The organism is Bradyrhizobium sp. 25ACV (assembly GCF_054863005.1).
The window spans coordinates 1-18,723 of record NZ_JAVAYO010000012.1 but is presented as its reverse complement, the minus strand read 5'-3'; the positions used below and the strand labels follow the sequence as shown (position 1 = coordinate 18,723).

Here is an 18,723-nt window from a genome sequence, read left to right as displayed (position 1 = left end):
ATGAAGTGCGTTTTGAAATTTTTGCCGGCTGCGACCCTCGCTGTGGGACTGGCCCTCTCGGTCGTCCCGGCCGCCGCGCAGCAGGCCGCGCCCAAGGCTGGCGCCGCACCCGCCCAGCCCAAAGCCTCGCCTGCGGCGATCGCGGCGGCCAGGGAGATCCTGCAGATCAAGAACGCCACCGCGATGTACGCGGGCGCCGTGCCCGGTCTCGTCGAGAAGACCAAGATCGCGCTGACCCAGCAGAACCTCAACTACCAGAAGGATCTCAACGAGGTCGCCCCGATCGTCGCCCAGCAGCTGCAAGGTCGCCAAAACGAGATCGGCGAAGGCATGGCGCAGATCTATGCCAGCGAGTTCACCGAGCAGGAGCTGAAGGATCTCGTCACCTTCTACAAGTCGCCGCTGGGCAAGAAGCTGATCGATGCCGAGCCGCGCGCCATCGGCCTGTCCATGGCCTTCATGAACTCCTGGGCCCAGAACTTCGCCGAGACCGTGATGGGAGCCTTCCGCGCCGAGATGCGCAAGCGTGGCAAGGAGATCTGACAGACACTATCTGATCAGGGATTCCTGACAGGGGGCGGAGTGGACAATGGCTGAATTCGACGTCGACCTCTTCGTCATCGGTGGCGGCTCGGGCGGCGTGCGTGCCGCCCGCATCGCGGCGGGCTACGGCGCCCGCGTGACGATCGCGGAAGAGTACCGCATGGGCGGGACCTGCGTGATCCGCGGCTGCGTGCCGAAGAAGCTGTTCGTGATCGGCTCGCATTTTCGCCACGAGCTCGAGGACGCCGCAGGTTACGGCTGGACCGTTCCGCCCGCCAACTTCGACTGGCCGACGCTGATCGCCAACAAGGACAAGGAGATCGCGCGGCTGGAGGCGGCCTACACCGCCAATGTCGAGAAGTCAGGCGCGCAGATCGTCAAGAGCCGGGCGGTGATCGAGGACAAGCACACCGTCCGCCTGCTCGAAAACGACCGCAAGATCACCGCAAGATACATCCTGATCGCTACCGGCGGCGCGCCCAACCACGGCGCGTCGATTCCCGGCATCGAGCACGTGATCTCCTCCAACGAAGCGTTCCACCTGAAGAAGCTGCCGAAGCGGATCGTGATCCAGGGCGGCGGCTACATCGCGCTGGAATTCGCCGGCATCTTCGCCGGCTTCGGCTCCGACGTCACCGTGATCTATCGCGGCGACAACATCCTCCGCGGTTTTGACGAGGATGTTCGCACCCATGTTCGTGCCGAGATGGAGAAGCAGGGCATCACCATTCTCACCGGCTGCACGGTGAGCAAGGTCGATCGCCACGGCGATGAATTCACCACGCATCTGTCGAACGGATCGAGCATCGCCTCGGAGCAGGTGATGTTCGCCATCGGCCGCCATCCGGCGGTGGCCAATCTCGGGCTCGAGAACGCCGGCGTTGCCATTAATCCTGCGAATGGCGGCATCGCGGTCGACCATTTCTCCAGGAGCTCGGTCGACAGCATCTATGCGATCGGCGACGTCACCCATCGCTTCAACCTGACGCCGGTCGCGATCCGCGAAGGCCACGCCTTCGCCGACACCGTGTTCGGCAAGCGCGAGGTGAAGGTCGACCACGCCAATATCCCGACCGCGGTGTTCTCGCAGCCGGAGGTCGGCACCGTTGGTCTCACCGAGACCGAGGCGCGCGCGCAATTCAGTCACGTCGACATCTTCAAGACCTCGTTCCGCCCGATCAAGGCGACGATGTCCGGCCGCGACACCCGCGTGCTGATGAAGCTCGTGGTCGACGGTGCGACCGACCGCGTGCTCGGCTGCCACATCGTCGGCGATGCCGCCGCCGAGATCACGCAAGCCGTCGCGATCGCGGTGAAGATGAAGGCGACCAAGGCCGATTTCGACGCGACCATCGCGCTGCATCCGACCGCGGCGGAAGAGCTCGTCACCATGCGCACCCCGACCGCGCGCCACGTGCGCCAGGCCGCGGAGTAGGGCGTCTCCTAAGCGTAGAGATATCCGACCGGCCGGCCTTCGGTGCGCAGCGGACGAATGTCTTTCTGCGTGATGATCTGGCCGGCGAGACCGTCGATCTCGTCGCGCTGCGTCGGCGTCCAGCCGCGAAGGTCGTCGATACCCCTGAGAAGGCCGAGCCGGAGCACCTGCGTGTTCTCGCCGACCGCAATGAGGCTGATCGAGCTCTTGCCTGCGGTCACGACGTCGCCAGCCGCGAGCTCGAAGGTCTCGCCCGCCTTTTTCTTGAATTCGGCCGTGCCGCGAATGACGCGATAGATCACGACCTCGCCCTTGGCGAACGAGGCGGCGTCCGCGGATGCCGACGGACTCTTCGGCAGAAGCGACCGGCCGCGCGGATCGGTTGCGATGATGTGGCCGGTGACGAGCTGACCGCTCGGTGCCTCGATGCCGATATCGCGCACGTAAACGGGCCACGCCGATTTGATCGAGCTGTCCGCAAGCGGCTTGAACAGTGCATCCAGCGCGAGGGGATCCTGAAGCCAGAAGCCGGCATTGGCCGGGCGATCGTGCAGCGGATGGCTCCAGGCCACGCGCGGCGTTTCGGCTTCGTTGATCTGATCGGGACCGACGATGGTGGGATTCGGAAAGGTGGTGGGATCGGTGATGAAGGCTTCGAGGAATTTGCCCGAATAGCCCATCGAGACCGGATCCGGCACCACCGTCTGCGGCGTCTTCAAATTCTCTTCGGTCGAAAGGCCCGACCAGGTGTAGAACAGTTGGCGATGCACGATCGCGCTTTGCAGCATCACCGCGCCCGGGCCGACATTGTAGAAGCGCCCGTCATAGTCGAAGGTGAAAGCCCCCGAGGTGACCAGCACGAGCTGAAAGCCGCCGGGTGGCAGATGCAGATGGAAGTCGGTGGGACCGGTGTCGGGACGGTAGATCGGCAGATTGGTCGCGACTTCGTGGAGCAGGAAGGTTTCGTTGTTGGCGTGAAAGCCTTCGTTGGCGCGATTGTAGAGCGCTTGCGGGCGATACGTTGCCTCGAACTTCGCGTTCCGGTCGCGATCGATTGCGACGAAGTCCTGCGTGTTGAGGCGGAGCGGCGCGCCATTCGGATGGGTGAGGCCGGTCGTCTTGAGATCGCCCGCAGCATGCACGTTCATGACGTTCTCCGCTCTGCGCCGTTGCTTCGCTTGCACCGTCATTGCGAATTTTGGGCCAGTTGGTTTGCGAAGCAGCAAGCCGGCCTGGCGCCGCGATGCCGGCGTGCCCGTTCGGGAAAAATCCGGTGGTTGCACGGAGGGTTAGATCTACGGCTTGTTCTGATGGTCGGACGCGTACCAGGGACGCGCGCTTGCGGCGTAGCGAGGGGACCTGTCTAATTTGTCGGCAGGCGCGAGTGCGCGTGCAGCGGTGGCGGTGCCGGATCGGTCCGATGGCGCCTTCGGGATTTAGCGAAAACGTCGCAACCGGGCCGGGTGGCGATTGACAGATTGTTCACGTTTTGTTCTAATGGTGCGACCGAGATGGAGGCCGCCATGGACAGCCGTATCAACGAAATTCGCAGAACCATCAGAGCGCTCCGCGTCAGCATGCGCGAAGCGGAAGCGATCATGCATGAGCAGATCAATCGTGACGAGGATTGCAGCTTCGTGGCGCAGGAAGTCATCAAGATGCGCTCGGTCATGAGCCTGCTCGTGAAGGAGCGGATCGCGCTCGGCGATGACGAGCCGATCCTCGTGAACAATTTCTTCATCCCGCGGCGCCGGCCGACGCGAAAGCCGGTCGCGGCTCTTTCCCCGACCGTCGATTCCGTGTTCCGTCCGCGCGTGGTGGCGCGGGTTTGACGCGGAGGCCGGCTCAATCAAAAGCGTGAGGCGCGGCCCGATCCGGCTTGCCGGCCGGGCTGTCAGCCCACTTTGCCATCTCCATGGCCTGGGCGTCGACGCCCTCGCACCAGAAGCAGCTTGGCCGCGCGCGGCCGTTCTCGGACAGGATCGGGACCAGGCTGTGGCCGCAACCGGCGCACCAGGCGATGTCAGTCATGCATTCCCCCCACGGCGTAGCAATTCAGAATGACGTTCTCGTCCGGGAAGCTTGCGCGGGCGCTATGACGGCGCTGGCGCACTGCGCCCGATGGGCGCGCTCGTCCCCGTAATCGTCGATGTAGCGATCCATCGTGACACGGCTGCGATGTCGTCGCCGTTTTCGCGATAGGCGCGAAGCTGGAATTCGGCCGAGCTGCCGCGGTCCACAATGGTGCGGCAATGCTCGATCTCGGCGGCGCAGCCGAGCGCGTCGGCGTCCCCGGCGGTGTCGTCGATGATTCGGGAGAGCATCTCCGAGATCGTGACCGGCCCGTCTCTGGAGGCGAAGATGCAATCGGTGCCGTAGCGCTGGGCGCGCCATTTGTTCTCCACCGCAATTGCGCGTTCGACCGCGGTGACCCCTTTGGACAGATCCGGTCGCAGATAGAGGTGGCGCGTCAGGCAGCGATAGAGCGAGGCGATGGCGACGGCATCGTCGACGAAGGTGCAGGTGTCGGGCGCCCGAAGCTCGAGGGTCGGGTGCCGCATTGACGGGCGCATCGCCCACCAGATGTGGCTCTCGTCGGGAATCACCCCGGAGCGCTGCAACGCGCCGACATAATCGTCGTAGTCCTGCCGGCTCTCGAACAGTTCGGGCAGGCCGGTGCGCGGCAGCTCGGAATAGGCGGCAAGCCGGTAGCCCTTCAGTCCGGTCTTGTGCGAATTCCAGAACGGGGAGGACGCGGACAGCGCGATGAACAGCGGCAGATGCGGCAGCATCGCCCGCATCACCGCCATGCGCTTCTCGGGATCGGGCAGCTGGACGTGCACATGCATGCCGCACATCATGTTGCGATGGCCGATGCTGCGGAGATCCTCGATCATCTCCTCATACCGCGGTTTCGGGCTCGGCTGCGACATGCGCCAGACCGCGGTCGGGTGCGTGCCGCAGGCCATGATCACGAAACCATATTGCGCGGCGACGTTCGCGACTTCGCGCCGCAGGAAGCGAAGCTCTTCGCGGGCGTCGTTGACGTCGACGTGGACGTTGGTGGCGACCTCGAGCTGGGATTGCAGCATCTCGCGCATGGCCTGGCCGCCGGTCGACCAGTTCGCCGACTCGAAGAGCTCGTTCGGAGTCTGGATGGCGACCTCGAAGCTGCGGCGATCGGCCAGGAAGTACTCCTCCTCGATGCCGAAGGAATATTCAGCCGCCTTGCCGCCGCCGCCAGCGGAGCGAATCACGAGATTCTGCTTGTCACCCGAGGAATCGAGGCGAAGCAGTTTCAAAACGTCTGAAGCAAATGCCATATCCCACCCGGCAAAGGTCACCTGCGGGCACTAATCCTTCTGGTCGGGGCGGGTTCCGTGTCGGCGCACCTGCAAATTGTCGCGTCGAATGGAACAATCTTCACGTTTTCGGACGCGCGGGCGATCAGCGCGTGATTCGGCGGCACTTCGGTCCAGTCGGATTCCTTGTCGAAGGGCTCGGACACGACGATGACCTGGCCGCCGTCCTCCCGGTAGTAGAGCGTGTTCGCGGCGTCGTTGACCGCAACGCGAAACGCATAGAGATCCCGGCCGTTGGCGATCGCACTGGTGAAGCGCAGCCGTTCGCGCAGCTGGCCTTCATTGACGAGGCCGACGAGGGCGTGCAGCACGCGCCGCGTCGCTTGCAGCGGATCGCTGTCGAGCCCGGCGCCCATCATTGCCAGGAACACGGCCTCCGAGTCGGTCGTGCCCAGCCGCGACGGATAATAAGCATCGGGGATCAGCGCCTCGACCTTGCGCCGCAGCCGATTCCAGCTCCCGACGAATCCGTTGTGCATGAACATCCAGTGGCCGCAGGCAAAGGGATGGCAGTTCTGCCGCGTTACCGCCGTGCCGGTGGCGGCGCGCACATGGGCAAAGAACAAATGCGAGCGCAGATGCCGGCAGAGATAGCGCAGGTTTTCGTCCGACCACGCCGGGCGCGTTTCGCGATAAAGGCCGGGCTCCGGATGCTCGCCGTACCAGCCGAGACCAAAGCCGTCACCGTTCGAGCCCGCCGTGGATTGCAGCGAGCGGATGCTTTGCGCGACCAGCGAATGTTCGGGCTCGGTGACGTAAGGCTCAAACGAGGTGGTCTCGCCTCGGTATGCGATCCAGCGGCACATGAGTGTTCCTGTGAGGCGGCGGATGGGTCGTGAGTTGCACTAACCGACGTGCCGGCCTCGTGGTTCCCCGCGCCAAGCAGCGATCAGGACCAGAGGCGGCTTCAGTGTTACGATGCGGCACTTCGAAATTGGAGACCGCGATGAACGATCAAGCCGTATTGGCCGCGCTTCAGCGACATTGGGACGCCTCGGACGCCAATGATTTCGAGGTCGAGCACGATATCTATCGCGAGGATGCAGTGCTCGACTATCCGCAGTCGGGCGAGCGCATCCGCGGTCGCAGGAACATTCAGGAGAGCAGGTTCGTGCAGCCGAACCAGAAGCGCTTCACGGTTCGGCGGATCGTTGGCGGCGGCGATTTCTGGGTCAGTGAATTCGTGCTGAGCTATGACGGGGTGCCGTCATATGTCGTGAGCATCATGGAATTCCATGACGGGCTGGTGACGCACGAGACGCAATATTTCGGCGACCGGTTCGATCCCGCGCCATCCCGTGCGCATCTGGTGGAGCCGGTGGGGTGACACGCGCGTTGATGCAGTTGCGCCGAGATGGTGGTCTCTTGCCCCCGGAAGCGGCGCGGCGCGCTTCGGCGGTGCGCTGCGGGGCCGGGGCCTATCCAACGAAGTTTCGTTGCCTCCTGGTTCCCGTGCTCTGCGCAATAGCGCCTGAAGCGCTTTAACTCCCGGACACAATCACGGAACCGATGCGGCGGCTGGTCGCAGTCATCTCGTCTTGATTCCGACGGACCCACCTTTATGTCTGACACGAACAAGAATCCGGGCCCCTCTGGCGAGGACGCCGACGATGTCGGCAAACCTCGTGATGTCGGATGACCTGTCCCGCGCGAATGCGATGGATCGGCCGATCGTCGGGCCTCTGTACGTTCTCTCCGACCATTCGTCCCCCATCGCAGCTCCGTGCGGTCATTTCGCAACATTGAGGAGCAACGATGACTGACGCCAAGCATTCAAATCCGATCGAAATCGAGATCACGGAACCGTCCAGCCTGAACGAGCAGGCCGCGGTCGCGCTGGTGATCGTGGGCGCGCTGGTCGCGGTTGCCGACCGGCGGGTTTCGCCGGTCGAGCGCGACGAAGTGATCCGTTTCATCAAGGATCGCAAGCTGGCGCCGCACATTTCGGACGAACGGCTCTATGCGATGTTCGATGAACTCGCCGAACGGCTCGAGGAACCGGATTTTGCCAATGTCGTGATCGACACGCTGCGACCGGTTTCGAACTTGCCGCTGTCGTCCCATTTGATTGAGCTGTCGGAGCGCGTGGCTGCGGCGGATGAGGACGTCCATCCCCATGAAGTGCAGGCGATCAAATTGTTGCGCTTGTTGACGCTGGTGCTGCCGCGCGCGAAGCCGGTCACGTCGGGTCAAGGGCGCACCGAACGGCAGACGGCCATAGAGGAGTGAGCATGAACGCAGCATCGCACGAGCGTACGAGTGAAGCCGCAAGTCCCGCCAGCGAAATGGCCGGCGGCGACCCGCGCCTCGAAAAGCTCGTCGATCGGCTGCCGCCCCGTATGGGTGACACGGTCACCTATCTGCTCAAGCCGTCGAGCCGCTGGGTCAGAATTCCATCGGGCGCGCTCCTCATCGTGGGCGGCGTGCTTTCCTTCCTTCCGATCCTCGGCGTCTGGATGCTGCCGCTCGGTCTCGCGCTGCTTGCCGAGGACGTGCCTGCGTTGCGCTCCTCACGTTCGAAGGTCCTGGATTGGGTCGAGCGCAAGAAGCCGCATTGGCTCGATCCGTCTGCGCCAAAAAATGATCAAACATGATTGAATTCATCACACCCGAAGCGCTCACTGCCCTCCTTCAAGTCGTCCTGATCGACCTCGTTCTCGCCGGCGACAATGCCGTCGTCATCGGCCTCGCCGCAGCGGGACTTCCGGCCGAACAGCGCCGCCGCGCCATCATCGTCGGTATCGCCGCCGCCACGGTACTGCGCATCGTCTTCGCCGGCGTCGCGACCCAGTTGCTGCAGGTCATCGGCCTGTTGCTTGCCGGCGGCGTGCTGCTGCTCTGGGTTTGCTGGAAGATGTGGCGCGAGCTGCGCGAGCAGGCGCATGCGAGGCATCTGGCGTTCAGCCATGGCGGCGGTGCGGATGGTGCGACCGTGCAGCGAAAGACCTTCGGTCAGGCTGCGGTGCAGATCGTCGCCGCCGACGTCTCGATGTCGCTGGACAACGTGCTCGCGGTCGCCGGCGCCGCGCGCGAGCATCCCTACATTCTCGTCTTCGGGCTGTTGCTGTCGGTCGCGATGATGGGCGTTGCCGCCGATCTGCTTGGCCGCGTGCTCCAGAAGCATCGCTGGGTCGCCTATGTCGGCCTTGCCATCATCATTTACGTCGCCTTCGAGATGATCTATCGGGGCTCGCTCGAGCTCGCGCCTGTCATCGCGAGTCTCTGAGGCGACACCTCTTTCCGCAATCCGGAGTAATTCATGACGTCCGAACCCAAAGCGCCCTCGGCGCAAGCCGCGCCGCCGCGCCTAGGCCTGTTCGCGCAGCTCATCTTTGGCTCGCGTTGGCTGCAAGTACCGCTCTATGTCGGCCTGATCGTCGCGCAGGCCGTCTATGTACTGCTGTTCCTGAAGGAGCTCTGGCATCTGGTCGCGCACTCGTTCGATGCCAGCGAGCAGCAGATCATGCTGGTCGTGCTCGGCCTGATCGACGTCGTCATGATCTCGAACCTTCTGATCATGGTGATCGTCGGTGGCTACGAGACCTTCGTGTCCCGCCTGAACCTGACCGGTCATCCCGACGAGCCGGAATGGCTCAGCCATGTCAACGCCAGCGTGCTCAAGATCAAGCTCGCGATGGCGATCATCGGCATCTCCTCGATCTCGTTGCTCCGGACCTTCATCGAGGCCGGCAATCTCGGCACCACGCGCAGCAATTTCACCGAGACCGGCGTGATGTGGCAGGTGCTGATCCACATGACCTTCATCGTCTCGGCGATCGGCATCGCCTGGGTCGACCGCCTCAGCGACAACGGCCATCGCAGGGAGGCCGGCCACGGCTGAGCTCGCGCGGCTAGCTCTTGGCCGGTTGACGGCCGAGGCCAAGGGCAGCTATCTGACGTCACGGCGAATCATGGTGATCAGCCGGACGGACTTCGGTGACTTTCGGTCGTAATCCTACACTGAGCCGTGCGCGGCGATGCAGTGTTCGAATTGCCGTCGAAGAGAGGATTTTGAGATGAAACTGAGCGCTCGCAACCAGCTTCCGGGCAAGGTCGTCGCGATCAACAAGGGCGCCACGACCGCTCACGTTAAGATCGAGCTCGCCTCGGGCGTGACGATGACATCGTCGATCACCAACGAGGCGGTGGACGATCTCGGCCTCAAGGTCGGCGATAGCGTGCATGCCGTGGTGAAGGCGTCCGACGTGATGATCGGCAAGTAGGCCTACTTGAACTCACAGATCGTCGCGTGCGGCATTGTCTGATCCGCACGCGGCGCTGTCACGCTTCGCCACCAGGCATCGAGTGGGGCACGGGCGCAATAGAGCTTCACGCTCATGCCGCCGGCGAACTTGATCCATTGATCGAACCGATCGCTCCCAACCGCGATCAGCACCGGGATATCGGCATCGAGCGCTTTGTCGACGAGATGGGCAAGTCCCTTGCCCTCGCGCTCCCGCTTCCCGAAGCGGTTGATGATGACGAGATCGGCGCCAAGAGAGAGCGCGTCCGCGATTCGCTCGCCGGCATTCTGGAGCCGCGCCAGATCGAGTCGGCAGCCTCGGGCGGCAGAATCGAAATCCTGCGCCAGGAGCAGTGTTTCTCCGCTGTGAAGCAGAATTGCCGATAGGCTCGAGTCGGCGCACTGTCCCGCCTGCATCATGCCGACCACGCGAACGCCGCGCGCATGCAGATCGCTGGCGAAGTTCCGCAAAACCGTGTCCGGATCCTGATGCGGCTCGTAGACGAGGGCGGCGAGGTCGCATTGCGCATCGAACATGGTCCGCCTCCGTCTTCAATAGTGGATGGGGCCGCGACGGTCGCCGCGGCCCCGGCTTTCGGATCAGGCCGCCGGCGGTCCGTTGATGATCTGAAGCTGGGTGAATTCGGCGAGGCCTTCCTCGGCGAATTCGGTGCCGATGCCCGACTGCTTGGCGCCGCCGAACGGGATGTGCGGGGCCATGTCGAGATGCTTGTTGATCCACACTGTGCCGGACTCGAGCTGCGTTGCCACCTCGTGCGCACGCTTGATGTCGGATGACCAGACCGAGGCGCCGAGGCCGTAGGTGGTGGCATTGGCGCGGCGGATCACATCGTCCTTGTCGGAATACTTGATCAACGGGAGCACGGGCCCGAACTGCTCCTCGTCGACCAGCTTCGAGCCTTCCTGGATGTCGCGCACGATGGTCGGCTCGATGAAATAGCCGGGACGGTCCATTGCGGCGCCGCCGGCAACCACCTTGCCGTTCTTGTGCGCATCCTCGAGGAACGCCTTCACTTTCTCGTACTGCATCTTGTTCTGGAGCGGCCCGAGCTTGGTGCCCTGCTTGGAGCCGTCGTCGACCACCGTGTTCTTGGCGATCGCAACCAGCTCGTTGCAAAGCTCGTCATAGACGGACTCATGGACATAGAGCCGCTTGATGGCGAGGCAGACCTGGCCGGAGTTCTGGAATGCGCCTTCGAAGATGCCGGGCGCGACCTTCTTCGGATCGACGTCGTCGAGCACGATACCGGCATCGTTGCCGCCGAGTTCCAGCGTGATGCGCTTGAGGGTCTGCGCCGCGCTCGCCATCACCTTCTGTCCGGTGGCCGTGGAGCCGGTGAAGGAGATTTTGCGAATATCAGGATGCTTGGTCATCTCGCCGCCGAGATCGTTGGCGTCGGTGATGAAGTTGAGCACGCCCTTCGGCACGACGTCCTTGATCAGCTCGGCAAAGCGCAGGGTCGCCAGCGGCGTGGTCGGCGCCGGTTTGACCACCAGCGTGTTGCCGGCGAGCAGGGCGGAGGGAAGCTTGAAGGCGAGAATCAGGAGCGGGTAGTTCCAGGGGATGATGGCGCCGACGACGCCGAGCGGGCGGCGATAGGCTTCGACCTTGCGGTCGCCGGAATTCTCGATCACCTTCATCGGCAATTCGAGCGAGCCGAGATAGCGGAAGAAGGCGGCCATGCCGAGCACTTCGCCGGTCGCATCCGCCAGCGGCTTGCCCTGTTCTGACGTGAGCAGGCGTGCCAGTTCGCCCGCATTGGCCTCGATGACGTCGGCCATCCCGATCACGACCTTGCGGCGATCCTCCATCGGCGTCGCGGCCCAGGTCGGGAAGGCGGCCTTCGCGGCGGCCACGGCCGTGTCGAGCTGGGACTTGGAGGCACGCGGGCACTGCGCCAGCACCTCTTCGGTCGCGGGATTAAGAACCGGCATCGTCATGTCGCCGGGCACCATCTTGCCGTCGATCAGAAGATTGAAGTCACTCATAGGCTTTGCGCTCCCTTGCAGAACGGGCCGTTCGGGCCTCGTTATATCGAATTATATATCACGCCTTCCTCGGGTCGGCCATGGCAGCGGATTCGATCAATTCCAGAAAAGCGAGCTGGACGCGGGTGGACTTATCGATATATCGTGATGGATATAGCGAGGTGCGAGGCCCGGGATCGGCGATGGAAATCAAGGTGAGGCAGCTCACGACCTGCGAGGTCGCGGCCGACGGCGGTGCGATCTCGCTGGGGTTCGAGGATATGACGGGCAGCTCCGCCGCCGTCAGTGTCTCGCTCAACCAGGTCGGCGCGCTGATCATGACGCTTCCGGGCCTGCTCGAGGCGGCGCTGAAGGCGCGCTATGGCGACCAGAGCCTGCGCTACGCCTATCCGCTGGCGTCCTGGGCGATCGAGCAGTCGACAGACACATCCCAGCGCATCATCACGCTGCAGACCGAGAACGGCTTCAAGGTGCGGTTCTCGATCCCGAAAGCCGAGCAGGGTCTTCTGGGCGAAGCCCTGACCCAATCGATGCCCGAAATGACGGTGCGGCCGAACTAGGTCACGACTTTCGGGAGCGGCCGATGTCGCTCTTTAGCGCTTCCAGCTCCTTGTGCACGGCGCGCGCTGCGTCGCGCTCGATCTTGCGGTAGCGCGCGACGAGTTTTTCGCCGAACGGCGTCAGCATCGCGCCGCCGCCGCCCTTGCCACCGGCCTGCGGCTCCACGACGGGATGTCCGCAGATGCGGTTGATCTCGTCGACGAGATCCCATGCCCGCTTGTAGGACATATCCATCGCGCGCCCGGCCGCCGAGATCGAGCCGTGCTCGCGGATCTGCTCCAGAAGCTCGATCTTGCCGGGCCCGATCCGATCCTCGCCGTCGAGGTCGATGCGAAGGCTCAGCTGGGGCAGCGATTTGGCGCTCGCGCGCGACATGACGAGTCTCTCGGATTCTGCTTCGCAACATTGCCACTCTTGCCCGTCGCGGACAAGGCGGCCGCGCCATGCGGCCATCACCGCACGGCGTGCATCTCCAGAAACGCTTTCACGCCGGTCACGGTGCCAGTGTCCGACGGCACGTAACCGGGCAGGGTGGCGATGGCGGCGCGGAAATCGGCGCTGCGGATGATTTCGAGGATGCGCTGCATCGGCCCCGTCTCGAGGAAGGCGCGCTTGCAGACGAAGAAATAGTCCTCGGTGAGGATGCGGATGAAGTCGAGGCCGAAATGCCGGGCGGCGGCTTCGACACCGAAGCTCGCATCCGCCATGCCGCTCGCGACATAGGCCGCGACCGCGGCATGGGTGAACTCGATCTGCTGCGCGCCGTTGATCCTGCTCTCGTCGATGCCGTGAGCTGCGAGCAACTGATCGAACAAGAGGCGCGTGCCGGAATCATGGTCGCGGTTGACGAAGCGGACGTTTGGCCTGCTGAGATCATCGAGCGATGCGATGCGCTGCGGATTGCCGCGCGCGACCATCAGGCCCATCTCGCGGGTGACGAAGCTGATGATGCGATCCTCGCGCGGATCGAGCCATTCGCGCGCGGCCTTGATGCCTTGCGCGCGCAGCGCGCCGTGCGGCAGATGCAGACCGGAGAGGTCGCAGGCGCCTTGCGCGAGCGAGACCAGCGAATGCTGGTTGCTGACATAGCGGAGGTCGACGCCGATGCCGGGTTCGCGGTCGAGGAATTCGCGCAGCTTGGCCACCGCAAAGCCGTGGCTGGCGTGGACGCGGATCACGGACGGGCGCTGTTCGAGGAACGGCTTGATCTCGCTGGCGAGTTCTTGTGCGAGGTTTTCGAGCTGCGGCCCGAGCCGCGCCTGCATGCGCTCGCCGGCCCACACCAGGCGCTCGCCGAACGGCGTGAGCTTCGAGCCCTTGCCGCGCTGGGTTTCGACCAGCGGGGTGCCGAAGAACTCCGACCATTGCTCGATCAGATTCCAGACGTGCCGGTAGGAGAGGTGCGCATCGCTGGCGGCGCTGGTGATCTTTCCGGTCTTCCGGATCTCGTTGAGGACGCCGAGCATGATGACGGCGGTGCGCGGGCTGCCCTCCCGGCGAAACCGCCAGACGGCCTCGATCTCGATCTGAAGCATCTGTTGTCCTTATGAACTTGGCTTCATATATGGGGAGCCCATTTGCAAACCATATCATATTTACTACAGCCAATAGCTGCCTAGTCTGGCATACCAGATCAGGAGGAAATATGATGTCTGTTGCATATGACTTTGCGCATTCGCCGGCCAGCGAGTTCATGGCGCGGCCGCAGCATCTGCTCATCGACGGCCGCCGCGTCCCCGCCAGCTCCGGCCGCACCTTCAAGTCCCTCAATCCTGCCACCGGGCAGGTGATCGCTACCATCGCCGAGGGGGGCGAGGCCGACGTTGAGCTTGCCGTGGCCGCCGCCCGCCGCGCGTTCGAAGGCCCGTGGCGCACCATGCGCGCCTCCGAGCGCGGCCAGATCCTGCTGCGCTGGGCGGATCTGCTCAAGCGCAACGCCGAGGAGATCATTGAGCTGGAGTCGATCGATGCCGGCAAGCCGATCGCCGCGACCACGCGCCAGGACTTTCCGGCCGCCGTCGACACGCTGGTCTACTACGCCGGCTGGGCCGACAAGATCAGTGGCGACGTCGTGCCGGTGCGCGAGGACGCGCTGACCTATACCGTGCGCGAGCCGGTCGGCGTGGTCGCGGCGATCGTGCCGTGGAATTTCCCGCTGATGATCGGGATGTGGAAGCTCGCGCCGGCGCTCGCCTGCGGCTGCACCATCGTCATGAAGCCGGCCGAGCTGACCTCGCTGTCGGCGCTGCGTATCGCCGAGCTCGCGCTCGAAGCCGGCCTGCCGGCGGGCGTGTTCAACGTGGTGACGGGACCCGGCCGCGTCGTCGGCGACGCGCTGGTCAATCACCCTGATGTCGACAAGGTCACGTTCACCGGCTCGCCCGGCGTGGGGCGCGGAATCATGAAGGGCGCGGCCGGCAACTTCAAGCGCGTCTCGCTCGAGCTCGGCGGCAAGTCGGCCAACGTGATTTTCGACGACGCCGATCTCGAAGCCGCCAGCAAGGCTGCGGCCTCCGGCATCTTCTTCAATGCGGGCCAGGTCTGCTCGGCCGGCTCTCGCGTGTTGGTGCAGGAAAAGGCCTATGACGAAGTCGTCGAGCGGCTCGCGGCGCGCGCGAAGTCGATCCGGATCGGCGATCCGCTCGATCGCAAGACGGCACTCGGTCCTGTCATCTCCGAGAAGCAGATGAAATCGATCCTCGATTATGTCGACATCGGCCAGAAGGAGGGGGCGAGGCTCGTCACCGGCGGGACACGGGTCGGGGAGCGCGGTTATTTCGTCACCCCGACCGTGTTCGCCGATGTCGCCCACGAGATGCGCATCTCGCAGGAGGAGATCTTTGGGCCTGTCGTGAGCGTCATCAAGTTCAGGGACGAAGCCGATGCGCTTCGTATCGCCAATGGCACGGCCTATAGCCTCGCCGCCGGCGTCTGGAGCCGCGACCTCGGCAAGTTGCAGCGCTTCGCCAAGCGGGCGCGCGCCGGCACGGTCTGGATGAACACCTATGGCTATACCGACGTGCGTCTGCCCTGGGGCGGCGAGCGCGACTCCGGCCTCGGCCGCGAGCACGGTACCGCCGCATTCGACAATTTCACCGAGCCCAAGGCCGTGTGGATGAACTTAGCCATCTGATTTGGCCGTCCGATAACCTCCCGAGCGGCCAATCCTGAGCCCGCCTGATCGTCCGATCCGGCGGGCTCTTTTTGAGATCGATAAAATTGTCTGCAATCCGCTCAGCCGCGGCAAACCCTGCGGACAAGAAGCGTGGTGCCTTAAACCAGACCTTTGGAACCGACCTGCATCCTGCCGGCAAAAGGGCAGGGCTATCGGCATGTCAATTCTAAGGGAGATCGTTGCAGCGGTCGCGGGAGTCTACGCGCTCCTGGTCGTTTGCGATGCATTGTTCGGGGTCGGCGAAATGCGCTTCGACGACGCCTATTACCGCGCCAACTTCTATGCGCCGCGGCCGAAGGAATTTCGCTTTGCGAGCGACACACCGCCGGCGGTCCGCGTCAGCGACGCGTTCGCGCGGTTTGCGCCGAGCGATGCAAAGCCGAACAAGCGTTATTCGTCGCTGACGACGATCATCCGTTAAGGCCTGGCCTCGCTAATCGGCTGTCCGCCTGACGCCCGGCTTACCGGCAGCATCGGCCGAGGAGCGGATGGCCTCCGAGGTCGCAGATGGGACATCTGCGGACTCATGCCGGAGCAACGAGGACATCCGGATTGAGTGCAACCAAGTCGGCGACGGAGGCTGGTAGTCGATCCAGGGGTTGGGAAAAGCGATACTCGATCACCAGATTTTTCCCTCCACCCAGCCGAGACTTCGCAGCGTATCAACGAACACACGCTCGGCTTGGTTTAGGGCCCGCCCGCTCCCATCACCTATGGCAAGAAAGCCAAGTCGACGGCGAGCTCCCTGCGCCCACGAGCGCCTTCGCGAAACGAGCAGTGCCGCAGTAGCCGCTATGAACTCCCGCCGCTTCATCGGATCCTCATCGCAGCTTGAGGACGAGGTGACGCAGCGTATCACGCATCGATGGTCGTCGCACCCGCTGAGGCGGCAATTGCTGCGTCGCATCGTGCAAGACGGCTACGGGTCAAAGGCCGAAAGTCCCGCTCAGAGCAAATCTGGTCTGCACTACCGCAGATGGCAGACAACGATTTCGGCCGTGAGGATTTCTCAGTCGGGCCAAGAGGCGAAATTGACCCCGCGTCACGCGAAAAAGTAAAGCCCTGCCGATGAAGTGACCGGCACGTTGAACCTTCGCGCGGTTCCGATGACCCACGCTCGTGGGCAGGGAAACGGAGGTTTCCATGACCAGTTCCAATGGACGCCAGGTGCATCTTTATCGGTTGATGGTAGCGCGCACGTTGGGATTGTGTGCGGTCACATCTTTCGGCATCAACACAGCCCATTCACATGACCTGATGCGACCAGAACTGAACGCTTGGTTCAAAAGTCTCAAGAACAAAGCAGGTGAGCCGTGCTGTGATGGAGGGGACGGCCAATATGCGGAGGCCGAGTGGGATACGGCAAAGAATGGCTATAGAGTCCTTCTGAAAAATCCGCAGCGGCCAAGCGAACGCGGTCAATGGTTTGACGTGCCAAACTCTGTCGTGCTCAACCGGCAGAACCTCAGCGGCAGGGCGATGGTTTGGTGGTGGCCATCCTATGCCGATGGAAGAATGACTCCTTTGTGGCGCTGCTTCATTCCCGGACCGGAGGGATAATCTTCCCTTGGCAAACATAGCATCCTTAAGTCCGCCATGAGCCCATTAGCGCCGCTTGGAAGGTCGGCCGGTGCTTCCGGTCTACCCCCACGAGCCGACAACGGAGGACGCCGCCCGAACCTCGCCTTCGGGCCAAAAGGCGAATTACTCCGGTGATAAGCGCAAGGATTTCCGGCCCAGGCATTATATGCGCCGTCGCTCTCTCCCATTTGTCAACGTGGCTGACGTAAGGACAAGGAGGGCAAGCCATCTCCGTTGGGTGGCTTGGCGATGCACGTATTCGAACGCCAAGCCGACGGCGCGCTCAAATTGAGGCTGCAAACATTCAACTAAAGCGGTCGAAGCTTCATCGGTCCGGTGAGGCGGCAGCCTCACCGGACACCAAGGGCTACTTGTCCCGGTGCACATGTATGCCCCTCCGGTTGAAGGCCGCAGCTTGGGTGCGTTGGACTCTCGCTTATTCGGTGGGAACGGCCAAAGACAGTCTCTACAAAAATTCAGGTTCTGCTCGTGAGCAACTTCACTCCAGCTATTGTGAAGAAGACACCCAATGCAGCGTCGATTCCCCTGCGAGCGCGACGGTACAAGATGATCACACGCTCGGTGGAGAAGGCTAGAGCATAGGCGACATGCCCTATAACCGACAGGATCGTCGTACCGACCACGATAGTTAGCGCTGTTGACGCCGGCGCAGAATGGGAGAGACCAAGCGACATGATCGCGATCCATGTCAGGGCGGCCTTCGGGTTTGTCATCTGGATGATAAGACCGCGAAGAAAAAATGCGATGAGGCTCCGTGCCGCTAACTGTGGCGGGTCCGGTATCGGCTTCGCAGAGGCCGCTGAGCAGAATGCTTTGTACGCCAGCCAGAGAAGGTAGAGTCCCCCGACAATCTTGATGACGGTCAACACTGAGGCATATGCGGCGATCAGCGCCGTCAAACCGATTGCTGTCATGGACGCCCAGAGAAACGACCCGGCCGAGATACCTGTCGCCAAAGCGACGCCTGCCCTGCGGCTGACTGCCATTGAAGTGCCGATGACAGAAAGGATGTTGGGACCAGGACTAAACATACCAAGTGCAAAGGCACCAAAGGCAAGTCCGACCTCCGGCAAGTGCTCCATATCGATTATTCCTATGTCTGCCTCGGTGCCGCAGAGCCACGGGCTGCGCCGAGACTCGTAAGATTTCGCATTTTGCATGCCTACGATAGGCTTTGCCACGATAACCTTTGTGGAACGCGCCGCTCCCATGCCGCTTGAGCGGAGATTGGTGCTGTCGCTGGCTTCGAGTTCCAAGGCAGAAGCTCGTCAAGCCGATGGGCCGGATGAGTGGCGATGTGGGCAAGGACATCGGCCAGCCACGCCTGCGGGTCGATGCCGTTCATTTTCGCCGTGACGATCGAGCCGGACATGGCTGCGGCGCAGCCATGTCCAGGTTGGGTCACAAGCTGCAGATCACGCTCAAGGTGGTCGACTTCCGCTTTACGCGGTGAGCCGACATTTATGGGTACACGCCCTGATTCAAGGCGCATGCCGGCAGCCCCGCGGCCTCATGCTTGGCCGCTTTCGCGTCGATGAAGACGCGGCAGCGCGTCGGGAATCGCGCCTCCACGGAAAACCCGAGCCGCCGCCGGCAGGATCTCTACAAGACCTGGTGTGGGCCGACGGGCAAAACATGCCAGCGGTGGGGCAACCCACATCATCAAAAATATTCCACTTTACCGAAATTCGGAAATCGCGTATGTGTCGCTGCATCCCGGCCCAACGAAGAGGGGCGTATCGCGATCGTCACGAACGCGGGCCGGGCGGCGGTGGACGTGGGTCACATCGGC

At 63.2% G+C, this 18,723-nt stretch carries 22 protein-coding genes and 2 pseudogenes; 14 read left to right on the top strand and 10 right to left on the bottom strand.

What is annotated here, in order from left to right; all coding sequences use genetic code 11:
• Together RAD04_RS25540 and gor are read left to right on the top strand one after the other, a co-directional pair.
• On the top strand, positions 1–543 hold the full coding sequence (locus tag RAD04_RS25540) for a DUF2059 domain-containing protein (RefSeq protein WP_091953978.1): 543 nt from the start codon (positions 1–3) through the stop codon (positions 541–543).
• 46 nt (positions 544–589) lie between these two features.
• Complete coding sequence (gor, locus tag RAD04_RS25535; protein ID WP_461625973.1) at positions 590–1,978, top strand: glutathione-disulfide reductase; 1,389 nt, start codon at positions 590–592, stop codon at positions 1,976–1,978.
• Positions 1,979–1,986: 8 nt separating this feature from the next.
• Here gor and RAD04_RS25530 read toward each other — a convergent pair whose 3' ends face one another.
• Positions 1,987–3,126: a hypothetical protein gene (locus tag RAD04_RS25530; protein ID WP_461625972.1), complete on the bottom strand. Its 1,140-nt coding sequence runs from the start codon at positions 3,124–3,126 to the stop codon at positions 1,987–1,989.
• Positions 3,127–3,501: 375 nt separating this feature from the next.
• Between RAD04_RS25530 and RAD04_RS25525 the strand changes: the two genes are divergently transcribed.
• Positions 3,502–3,810, top strand: coding sequence for a hypothetical protein (locus RAD04_RS25525; RefSeq protein ID WP_461625971.1), 309 nt, complete (start codon positions 3,502–3,504; stop codon positions 3,808–3,810).
• Positions 3,811–3,823: 13 nt separating this feature from the next.
• Here the strand turns inward: RAD04_RS25525 and RAD04_RS25520 are convergent, their stop codons facing one another.
• From RAD04_RS25520 to RAD04_RS25510, 3 genes are all read right to left on the bottom strand, one after another.
• Positions 3,824–4,009, bottom strand: a complete 186-nt coding sequence (locus RAD04_RS25520; RefSeq protein ID WP_461618421.1) for a hypothetical protein — start codon at positions 4,007–4,009, stop codon at positions 3,824–3,826.
• A 62-nt stretch (positions 4,010–4,071) separates the two neighbouring features.
• Positions 4,072–5,301: a carboxylate-amine ligase gene (locus RAD04_RS25515; protein WP_461625970.1), complete on the bottom strand. Its 1,230-nt coding sequence runs from the start codon at positions 5,299–5,301 to the stop codon at positions 4,072–4,074.
• Between the two features lie 17 nt (positions 5,302–5,318).
• The gene (locus RAD04_RS25510; RefSeq protein WP_461625969.1) at positions 5,319–6,146 is read right to left on the bottom strand and encodes a class II glutamine amidotransferase; all 828 of its coding nucleotides are present in this window, start codon (positions 6,144–6,146) and stop codon (positions 5,319–5,321) included.
• A gap of 140 nt (positions 6,147–6,286) precedes the next feature.
• Between RAD04_RS25510 and RAD04_RS25505 the strand changes: the two genes are divergently transcribed.
• From RAD04_RS25505 to RAD04_RS25480, 6 genes are all read left to right on the top strand, one after another.
• Entirely contained in the window at positions 6,287–6,667 is a 381-nt protein-coding gene (locus RAD04_RS25505; RefSeq protein ID WP_461625968.1) for a nuclear transport factor 2 family protein, read from the top strand.
• A 428-nt stretch (positions 6,668–7,095) separates the two neighbouring features.
• A complete protein-coding gene (locus RAD04_RS25500) occupies positions 7,096–7,569 on the top strand; it encodes a tellurite resistance TerB family protein (RefSeq protein ID WP_461625967.1) in 474 nt (157 codons plus the stop codon).
• 2 nt (positions 7,570–7,571) lie between these two features.
• Positions 7,572–7,934: a hypothetical protein gene (locus tag RAD04_RS25495; protein WP_461625966.1), complete on the top strand. Its 363-nt coding sequence runs from the start codon at positions 7,572–7,574 to the stop codon at positions 7,932–7,934.
• Positions 7,931–8,566 carry a TerC family protein gene (locus RAD04_RS25490; RefSeq protein WP_461625965.1) on the top strand — a complete coding sequence of 212 codons (636 nt, stop codon included), beginning with the start codon at positions 7,931–7,933 and terminating at the stop codon, positions 8,564–8,566. The genes RAD04_RS25495 and RAD04_RS25490 overlap by 4 nt, the downstream gene beginning before the upstream one ends.
• A gap of 33 nt (positions 8,567–8,599) precedes the next feature.
• The gene (locus RAD04_RS25485) at positions 8,600–9,181 is read left to right on the top strand and encodes a TIGR00645 family protein (protein WP_461625964.1); all 582 of its coding nucleotides are present in this window, start codon (positions 8,600–8,602) and stop codon (positions 9,179–9,181) included.
• Positions 9,182–9,356: 175 nt separating this feature from the next.
• Positions 9,357–9,563: a TOBE domain-containing protein gene (locus RAD04_RS25480; protein ID WP_461618415.1), complete on the top strand. Its 207-nt coding sequence runs from the start codon at positions 9,357–9,359 to the stop codon at positions 9,561–9,563.
• A gap of 2 nt (positions 9,564–9,565) precedes the next feature.
• Here RAD04_RS25480 and RAD04_RS25475 read toward each other — a convergent pair whose 3' ends face one another.
• Both RAD04_RS25475 and RAD04_RS25470 read right to left on the bottom strand, forming a co-directional pair.
• Positions 9,566–10,120, bottom strand: a complete 555-nt coding sequence (locus RAD04_RS25475; protein ID WP_461625963.1) for a DUF2478 domain-containing protein — start codon at positions 10,118–10,120, stop codon at positions 9,566–9,568.
• 63 nt (positions 10,121–10,183) lie between these two features.
• Complete coding sequence (locus RAD04_RS25470; RefSeq protein WP_461625962.1) at positions 10,184–11,593, bottom strand: aldehyde dehydrogenase family protein; 1,410 nt, start codon at positions 11,591–11,593, stop codon at positions 10,184–10,186.
• A gap of 182 nt (positions 11,594–11,775) precedes the next feature.
• On the opposite strand from RAD04_RS25470, the gene RAD04_RS25465 reads away from it, so the two are divergent.
• Positions 11,776–12,153: a hypothetical protein gene (locus RAD04_RS25465; protein WP_461625961.1), complete on the top strand. Its 378-nt coding sequence runs from the start codon at positions 11,776–11,778 to the stop codon at positions 12,151–12,153.
• Position 12,154: 1 nt separating this feature from the next.
• Here the strand turns inward: RAD04_RS25465 and RAD04_RS25460 are convergent, their stop codons facing one another.
• A complete protein-coding gene (locus RAD04_RS25460) occupies positions 12,155–12,529 on the bottom strand; it encodes a winged helix-turn-helix domain-containing protein (RefSeq protein WP_461625960.1) in 375 nt (124 codons plus the stop codon).
• Between the two features lie 77 nt (positions 12,530–12,606).
• Positions 12,607–13,689: a substrate-binding domain-containing protein gene (locus RAD04_RS25455; protein WP_461625959.1), complete on the bottom strand. Its 1,083-nt coding sequence runs from the start codon at positions 13,687–13,689 to the stop codon at positions 12,607–12,609.
• 113 nt (positions 13,690–13,802) lie between these two features.
• On the opposite strand from RAD04_RS25455, the gene RAD04_RS25450 reads away from it, so the two are divergent.
• The 3 genes from RAD04_RS25450 to RAD04_RS25440 all read left to right on the top strand — a co-directional run bounded on the left by RAD04_RS25450 (position 13,803) and on the right by RAD04_RS25440 (position 16,889).
• Positions 13,803–15,287 carry an aldehyde dehydrogenase family protein gene (locus RAD04_RS25450; protein ID WP_461626149.1) on the top strand — a complete coding sequence of 495 codons (1,485 nt, stop codon included), beginning with the start codon at positions 13,803–13,805 and terminating at the stop codon, positions 15,285–15,287.
• A 199-nt stretch (positions 15,288–15,486) separates the two neighbouring features.
• Positions 15,487–15,750 (top strand): hypothetical protein, encoded by a 264-nt coding sequence (locus tag RAD04_RS25445; protein WP_461625958.1) that lies wholly within the window; start codon positions 15,487–15,489, stop codon positions 15,748–15,750.
• Between the two features lie 722 nt (positions 15,751–16,472).
• The gene (locus RAD04_RS25440) at positions 16,473–16,889 is read left to right on the top strand and encodes a hypothetical protein (protein ID WP_461625957.1); all 417 of its coding nucleotides are present in this window, start codon (positions 16,473–16,475) and stop codon (positions 16,887–16,889) included.
• A 497-nt stretch (positions 16,890–17,386) separates the two neighbouring features.
• Here RAD04_RS25440 and RAD04_RS25435 read toward each other — a convergent pair whose 3' ends face one another.
• Together RAD04_RS25435 and RAD04_RS25430 are read right to left on the bottom strand one after the other, a co-directional pair.
• Positions 17,387–18,187, bottom strand: a complete 801-nt coding sequence (locus RAD04_RS25435; RefSeq protein WP_461625956.1) for a LysE family translocator — start codon at positions 18,185–18,187, stop codon at positions 17,387–17,389.
• Positions 18,094–18,312: pseudogene (locus RAD04_RS25430) on the bottom strand (transposase domain-containing protein); the annotation flags it as partial. The gene RAD04_RS25435 and the pseudogene RAD04_RS25430, both read right to left, overlap by 94 nt.
• 135 nt (positions 18,313–18,447) lie before the next feature.
• Between RAD04_RS25430 and RAD04_RS25425 the strand changes: the two are divergent.
• Positions 18,448–18,723: pseudogene (locus tag RAD04_RS25425) on the top strand (hypothetical protein); the annotation flags it as partial.